Here is a 6000-nt window from a genome sequence, read left to right as displayed (position 1 = left end):
TCTTCCGTCGCAGAGCCGCTGAGACCCAGAGATTCACAGAGTTCTTCCTTTCTCAAAAAACTCCACGCTCCTCCCTGTCTTTGCGTCTCTGCGTCTCTGCGTCAAAAATAAGACGCCCTCCGCCCTTCTTCCGTCGCAGAGTCGCTGAGACCCAGAGATTCACAGAGTTCTTCCTTTCTCAAAAACTCCGCGTTCCTCCGTGTCTTTGCGCCTCTGCGTCAAAAATATGACGCCATCCGCCCTTCTTCCGTCGCAGAGTCGCTGAGACCCAGAGGTTCACAGAGTTCTTCCTTTCTCAAAAAACTCCGCGTTCCTCCGTGTCTTTGCGTCTCTGCGTCAAAAATGAGATGCCCTCTGCCGCTAAGAAACCAGCGACCTCCCCTCTGCCGGAAACATCTTCTTTCGCAGAAACAGCGAAACATGCACCAGACCAATGAGCGCAGGCACCTCCACCAGGGGCCCGACCACCGCCGCAAAAGCAACCCCGGAATCGATGCCGAAGACCGCGATGGCCACCGCAATGGCAAGCTCAAAATTATTCCCCGCCGAGGTGAAAGCCACACTGGCCGAGCGCGGATAATCCGCCCCCAGCTTCGCCGCCATCACAAAACTGACGAAGAACATGATGCCGAAATACAAGAGCAGCGGAATGGCGATACGCAGGACATCGAGAGGCAGCTCCACGATGGCATCGCCCTTGTAGGTGAACATCACCACGATGGTGAAAAGGAGGGCCACCAGCGTCAGCGGAGCAATACGTGGTAGAAACACCCCTTCATACCATTCCACACTCTTGACCCGCGTAAGCACCACCCGCGAGAGCATTCCCGCAAAGAAAGGAATCCCGAGATAAATCATCACCGAGGTAAAAATCTCCCCCATGGAGATATCGACCACCGCGCCTTCCAGCCCCACCAAGGGAGGCAAGACGGTGATGAAGAGCCAGGCGTAAGCGCCATAGAAAAGAATCTGGGCAATGCTATTGAAAGCCACCAGACCAGCGGCATACTCCGACGAGCCTTTCGCCAAGTCGTTCCAGACCAGCACCATCGCTATACACCGGGCCAAACCCACCAGGATGAGGCCCACCATGTAGTCCGGTTGATCCCGCAACAATAAGACCGCCAGAATCCACATCACCACCGGCCCGATGATCCAGTTTTGCACCAGTGAAATGCTGATGATCCGGGGATTGGAAAAGACCCGGGGCAACTCTCCGTAGCGCACTTTCGCCAGCGGCGGATACATCATCACGATGAGCCCGATGGCCAGCGGCAGATTGGTCGTGCCCACCGTAAAGGGCCGGAAAAAAGCCTCGGGATCGGCGATGAGGAAACGACCAATGACGATTCCAAGCGCCATGGCAGCGAAAATCCAGGCCGTGAGATAACGGTCTAGGAACGACATTCGGGAAGCAACTTTGTCAGACATGATGATTTGAGTATTTCGAGTGAACCCGCCGGCTCAGCAGCCACAGGAATCGGAGGCTCCGCGGTCAATGGCCGCAATGCAGGTGAGAAAAGTCGGGAGGCAGTCGCAGGCCAACTCGTAGTAAACCTGCAGCCCCTTCTTCTCACAGGAAACCCATCCGGCCTTGCGCATAAGGGTGAGATGCTTGGAAATGGTCGACATATCGCAGTCAAAGGAAGCCACGATATCCGAGACACAACGAGGCCCCTGCGAGAGAGATTGCACAATCTCCAACCTCACCGGGTGGGCCAGGGCCTTGATGATCTCAACCTGTCGAGCGGTGGAAACGGTCGTCATTTACTTGGCGAAAATGCCAAGTAGTTTCGCGTTGTCAAAGACCATTTTGAGAAAAGTCGTTTCAAGGACAAACCAGAGCTTGGCCCAAAAGGCCCCTCCCCCGCCCAACTGAATGGCGAATCTCGCCCGGCCGGGGCGCTTCATACTGCAGTTCGAGGTCTGGACGACAGTCCACGATGACCTCCTTCACTCGCTGCCCCCGTCCGGAACACACGTTCGAGACCCCTTGCCACCGGGAAGTAGCCGCCCACGCAGTCATCTCGGCCACTTCCTTGACCGCGATGAAATCCCGCGTCTGCAGGCCATCGCCATAAACAACGAAACTTTCTTTCGCCGCCACCAAGAGTGCATGCAACCCTTGCTTTTGCCCCGGACCAAAGACATTGAAGTAGCGCAGGATCGCCCAGCGGGGAGCCCAAGCACGCACGATTTGTTCCGAAAGCAACTTGGCCAAACCATAATTGCCCACTGCCCGCACCGGAGATTGCTCATCCACCAGCCCTTCACTCGCGCCGTAGACTGCGGCAGAGGAGGCAAAAACCAGCTTGGCTCCCACTGCAGCGGCATGTCGAGCCACCCGCTGGGTCAAAAGCACATTTTGCTCCCAGTTCTCCACCGCATCTTCCTCACAGCGCGCCACCGCACTGGTCGCCGCCAAATGGATGATGCCCTCACAGGGGTAAGAGCTCAAATCCACGGTGCGCAAATCCTGTGGGTCCTTAGGATGAAGCCGATCCAATTCCAAGACCTCGTGACCCTCTTCACGCAGCACCCGCACCACGTGCTTTCCGATAAACCCCTCCGAACCCGTCACCAAGACTCTCATCTTCAACCCTTTCCTACCTCGACCGCGAGTTCCCCCTCACCCCGCTAGCACTTAGCCACCCCGCTCCCGTTCCAGCCCAATAGCTCCGGCTCCTCGGGCAAGGAGTCAGCCCATGGTCCCTCCCGATAATCAACTCCCGGACCAATGGCCCCCTCGGCATCGTAGCTCCTCACCCACTGCCTCTGGTAACCCAGCCCTGCCAGACGATCAGGACTGTCCCCCGCCAGACTCTCCCGCACCACCACATAGGGGGGCCGGCTCCCTTCCTCGCTCTCCCTCAAAATCTCTTCCAACTGCTCGAGAGTGCGACAGATCAAGACCAGAGCGGCCGCAGGGTCCTCACGTTCGGGCTCCTCACTCCCCTGCGTATCAGGATGCGTGCAGAGCTCCTGCCACAGCCGATCCTGATAGCGATGCCAGCCCTCCTCCCGCTGGGCCAACTTCTCCGCGCTCATCCGGGGTGCATCCTCAGCCAAGGGCGGCAGAGGGCTCCGCTCGCCCCGGCGAAAGACGAGACGCCAGCCCCGCTTCATCCAGGGATGCAGGGCCTCGATACGCGATCCGGCGGCATCAATGAGTAGCGGCTTGTCCCAGACCCCCGCTCGCAAGGTCGGCCAATTGCAACGCTCCCCTTCCCAGACTTCCGGGCGCCAGCTCTTACTCGCCAGATGCCAAGGCTTGGACCAGCCCGACCAATGAATGATCCCGGTCAACTCCAGGTCTTGCTCGATCTCGCCCTCCTCGTTCTTCGTGACATCCCATTGCGGCACCTGATTCCACTTCCGGTCCACCCCCTTGACCCGTCCTCCCGTCGCTGCGGTCAGGGCGAGCTGCTCCTCCTGCCCCATCAGTTCATGGGCCTGCAAAATCTTCTGCCAAGTCCCCTCCTCCCGCATCAGAGCCAGATTCATCATCGGCCCCATAAAGAAGTAAGGATGATCCGCTGCCTGAGCCAACTCCTCGGGCAAGCCGCCCCGGCGCTCCATCTGGAGGCCCAGCGTATTTCCCGGACCAAATAAGCGCCCCATGAGCAGGTTTCCCTCAAAGTCTTCATCGAAATACTCGCCTAAGTCAGAGAGACAAACCATATCGTGATCAACCACCAGACAGCGGTCCCACTCCGGGGCATCCTCGATCACCCGCAGTCGATCGAACACCGCCACCGGAACGTGGGGAGGAAAGTTCCCCGTCACCTCCTCCGTCGCCTCCATGAAATCCACCCGCAAACGTCCGGTCTCAAACGACTCCTGCGAGAAGCCCCGCGTGTAGCATTTCACCCAGACCGGACGCTCCGTCCGGCGCAGAATACTGGCAATCAGTGTGGCATTGTAGCCGAACCCTTGTGCGTCAGTGCTCATAGCAAGGGTTATCGATTGACTATCGAGACCACAATCTCCTATTAACCTAGACATCTCCCAATCTCAAACCAAATGCCACATCAATAGTAAAATCACTTTAGAATTGACACTAATCATCAGCCATCTCTTTCCAAGCTTGAGCGAGTTCATAATCACTAATGCTTGCCGCGATTCTTGAAAAAGCGGTAGCGAAATATTTTCGTTGCTCCAGCGAAAGGCTTTGATTCTCATCCTCATACCATGTCCTCAACGACTCAGAATCACTTTCAAACCACTGGGGGACAGCAGATTCTATTATACTCATATCAGATCCGAAACCCCCACTAATAATTAAGTCCGCAGTAATAGTCGGATTTTGGCGAATGTTTTCACGAACAAGAGCCTGCTTAATCTCACTGAATACAGAATCGGACCGAAATTTGTTTATAATATCTTCACTTTTAACAATACTCTGGAAGAAGGCGTTAGCCTCTTGGAGGTTCCCACGTTCTAGCTCGCTTTGAGCTCTACTAAGATTCAACGCAGTTTTTAACTTGCCCGAAAACCTATCATCTTCCAACATTTCATTGAAAACATCGGGAGCCATCTCCTCAACTTTAGACACCATCTCCAAAGTATCTCCATTGAGATAAAGAGGCACATCGTTCTCCAAAAAAGAAGACAACATTTTAACTTTACCGTTATCATCTAGAATCTTAAACAGACCTTTCTGCACTTCTTCATTAGACCTAATATCTATACTTTCGCCTAGCAATTTAGACGCAAAAGAATAATCAATCGATTCCCTTCTTAACGAATTAATCACGCTACTATAATCATCAATAAGCAAAACCCCTTGACTCTTCACCTCACTCAAGAAGTCAAGAACTTGATTCTTCTTGTAGACATACAATTCCTTATCAGATTCAGGATCGGAGTAACCCGCCCCATTCAAATAACCGTCCAGACCCGCAAATAGAACTCTCTTCTCAAATTCATCATCTAAAAGCTTTTTCATATCTCCCACTTCACTTAGGGCTCCCAACCCCCTCATCGCAAATTTTTCCGCCAAACCTGCGACTATCTGGTCGCGGAACTCATACCCACCTTCATCTGACACGAGATCTTTACCCACAGCCACCAAATCAAGCAAAGGAAGACCAGCCTTACGAAAAGCGTTGACAATTTCCCAATCAATCTGCCCATTGGGGCTCTTTGAGGATCTTGATTTCGCCAATATATTTTTTACCTCCTCTCTAAATTCATTTGCACTAGCATAATACTTGAAGTCTCTCTCATTCCGGATTCTTTCGAGTTCCATCGAAATACGTGACTGTGCTGATTCACTTTTCTGTAGGCGGTTTAATTCCTCTGAGGATTTAATGGAAGAAGACATCCTTGAACTCGTTTCTTCCGGCGTGTTTTCGACCTCATCAGAGGGCCTATAAAACAAACTGACCAGCATTAAAATTAACGCCAACAAAAAAAAAGAGACGCTAATTTTGCCAATTTTATTTAATACAAAAGATCGATTCATAACAAATCATCCACTAAATCAAATTATCCTGCATATTTGATATGAATCTTCCTGACACGGTATTGGTATTCTATCAACCGATCCATCACTTTTATGATCTTCACAATAGACCATACAAAATTCTCCATCCCCGTAAAACGACTTCGGTCGACACTCATGCCACATATACGCCCCCGTCTCTTCATCATAAATCGCCTTCATATCAAGACCACCTTCACATATAGTTGTCGTCTCAAGCGTCGTATCTACAGTCGTTTCCGTCCAAGTCGTATCTGTTGTATCACTCGTCGTGGTTCCACCACCTCCTCCAGCAGCATTGACGAGACCGGAGAGAGCCAGGGGAGAGGCAGCGAGGGCGGGAAGGACCATGGATTGGCGAATAAAGCTTCGGCGTTTCATCAGTTTTCTTCTTCTTAAAATTCCGTTTCTACAAGATGCCCGGAGAAATCAGACTCCGCTCAACAGCGAATGCTCCCTCTCTTTCGAGCGCTTTAATACTTGTCAAAAAAAAAAAAAAAACGTCAACACTGATT

At 52.6% G+C, this 6000-nt stretch carries 5 protein-coding genes; all 5 read right to left on the bottom strand.

Features of this window, described 5'->3' with window-relative positions:
- Positions 1–360: 360 nt before the first annotated feature.
- Entirely contained in the window at positions 361–1407 is a 1047-nt protein-coding gene (gene arsB, locus JIN78_RS12330) for an ACR3 family arsenite efflux transporter (RefSeq protein WP_307833002.1), read from the bottom strand.
- Between the two features lie 57 nt (positions 1408–1464).
- Positions 1465–1767, bottom strand: coding sequence for an ArsR/SmtB family transcription factor (locus JIN78_RS12325; RefSeq protein WP_200392281.1), 303 nt, complete (start codon positions 1765–1767; stop codon positions 1465–1467).
- Positions 1768–1828: 61 nt separating this feature from the next.
- Positions 1829–2593, bottom strand: a complete 765-nt coding sequence (locus tag JIN78_RS12320; protein WP_200392280.1) for an NAD-dependent epimerase/dehydratase family protein — start codon at positions 2591–2593, stop codon at positions 1829–1831.
- A gap of 44 nt (positions 2594–2637) precedes the next feature.
- Positions 2638–3951 (bottom strand): glycosyltransferase, encoded by a 1314-nt coding sequence (locus tag JIN78_RS12315; protein ID WP_200392279.1) that lies wholly within the window; start codon positions 3949–3951, stop codon positions 2638–2640.
- 109 nt (positions 3952–4060) lie between these two features.
- Positions 4061–5467, bottom strand: coding sequence for a hypothetical protein (locus tag JIN78_RS12310; RefSeq protein WP_200392278.1), 1407 nt, complete (start codon positions 5465–5467; stop codon positions 4061–4063).
- Positions 5468–6000: the final 533 nt, after the last annotated feature.

The sequence above is a fragment of the Roseibacillus ishigakijimensis genome (assembly GCF_016595415.1).
Classification (GTDB): domain Bacteria; phylum Verrucomicrobiota; class Verrucomicrobiia; order Verrucomicrobiales; family Akkermansiaceae; genus Roseibacillus; species Roseibacillus ishigakijimensis.
The sequence above is the reverse complement of the archived record's forward strand: the minus strand, read 5'-3'. Positions and strand labels throughout refer to the sequence as shown.